Origin of the sequence: Alicyclobacillus kakegawensis NBRC 103104, assembly GCF_001552655.1 — a bacterium.
In the GTDB taxonomy this organism is placed as follows: Bacteria; Bacillota; Bacilli; order Alicyclobacillales; family Alicyclobacillaceae; genus Alicyclobacillus_G; species Alicyclobacillus_G kakegawensis.
On record NZ_BCRP01000054.1, the window covers coordinates 1 to 1,839 of the forward strand.

General features: G+C 51.8%; 1 protein-coding gene. It reads right to left on the reverse strand.

Annotation, left to right across the window (positions count from 1 at the left end; all coding sequences use genetic code 11):
- Window positions 1-159: 159 nt before the first annotated feature.
- On the reverse strand, window positions 160-1,398 hold the full coding sequence (locus AK2_RS16180) for an IS110 family RNA-guided transposase (RefSeq protein WP_067937131.1): 1,239 nt from the start codon (window positions 1,396-1,398) through the stop codon (window positions 160-162).
- Between the last annotated feature and the right edge of the window lie 441 nt (window positions 1,399-1,839).

The following is a 1,839-nucleotide window of genomic DNA, read 5'->3' on the forward strand; positions in this document are numbered from 1 at the left end:
AAGTCCAGCGGTAATATGTCAAGTCCCTGAGTCTTGAAAATTGGAAATTACGTTGGACTGAAATCGCCTTGAGTCAGAGAAGAAGGCAGCACGAAAGTAACCCAGTTTGGTGACAATCCTCAAACTGGACGTATTTCCAAAACATATTAAGGAGGTGGTTTATCGGCTAGATGGGTTCACCCTCCTTCTTGGCGTGTAAATTTGGTCGTTACGTAGCAGCGCATCGACCACGCGCACAAGCTTTCTTGCGGTTAAGACGAGGGCTCTTTTGTGTTGGTGCTTTGGCACCTCAGCGAACTTCTTTTGGTAGTAGTCCCGGAATTCCGGCTCGTATCGTTTTACCGAGTTGGCGGCTTCAACAAGGTAATAGCGGAGGAACCGGTTGCCCGATTTGATTCGCTTGGTATCTTCGGCTTCAAACTTGCCGGATTGGTGCTTTTGCCACGTGAGACCGGCATACTTCGCAACGGCGGCTTGGTCCTTAAATCGGTGAACATCGCCGATTTCAGCCAGAATGCCGGCGCAATAAACTCGGCCAATGCCGGGAATGGTCTCGAGCGTGTTGGGGATGCCGTCCAGCAGCCGAACGATAGCTTCGTCAATCTGTTTGATCTGCTGCTTGATGGCGCGTATTGACTCGATGGACGTCGCGAGTAGGATGTCGATCGTATCCTCTACACACTTGGAGAGGCGGTATGAGGAACGAGCGGCCTTCTGAATGCACTTGGCGACCTTCTCTGGGTCCGGGAAACGGTTCTTGCCTTTCTCTTTCAGGTAATCAGCAAGATCCGCCAGCTCCATGGATCCGATCTCATCGAGGCTATATTGCTCCAACAGCAGCTCAGTAATGGCATGACCAAAGACATTGCTTTCGACTTCGCTGGTGAAGGCGCTGCATTTAAAGAACAGGTGTTGCAGGAAGTACTGCTTTTCACGCGTCAGATTATGCACAAGATGAAATCGCATGCGTGTAAGACGCTGTAAGGCAATGTACTGTTCTTGTAACACCACAGTCATTGGCAGCCGCCCGAAACGAAGGCGGTCAGCGATAATCCAGGCATCCACATAGTCGGTCTTGTCCAGGTCCGGGTAAGCTTCTCGAAACTTGCTGATGAGCTTGGGATTGATGGTAAACACTTTGGTGCCGCGTTCTTGCAACGAGCCATCCTCGTGCAAGAACATGGCGGGGTGCCAACTGTACACGGATGTGGATTCAAGTCCGATGTGAATTTCCTTAGGATTCTCCCTATCCGCCAGGAACACAAGCTTGTCCCGAAGGTAGGTAGCGCCATCGTAGTTGTTCTGGACGGTGAAGATATCCAGTGTGTTACCATCGGTGTTCATGGCACAGACTTTTAAATCTGCAGAGCTCACGTCGATACCGACAAACAGTCGCAAGGGTTGTCCCCCCCTTCTGATTGGGGATTTAGGGAAATCGGACTCTTCGGGATGCCCCCAGCGCGCTCGCAGACCAAGCACCCTCGCATATCGGAACTTCCTTCGGTCCATGAGCCGCCTCGAAAGCTGCTACATTCGAGCATGGGTTGCCGAAGGGAACAGCCAACGGGTTAGAAGTCCAAGCGAGTGCTGGGGAAACAGACTTTGAACGTAGTCGAGCTACAGGAGCGAAGCGAATTTCCCCAAATGACCCTAAGGTCATTGTCCGGGAACATCACGAAGAGTCCAAGATCCCGACGTTGCATTTCATGAAGTTTTCAAGGAACCGTGTTGTCTCTGGGGATCCCGATTTCCGCTCCTCGCCCTTTGGGCTGTGGTGCGGGTTCGGCTACACCCTCGACCTGCAACAACCATTTAGCTGGAAATTCCTCGATGAGAGGA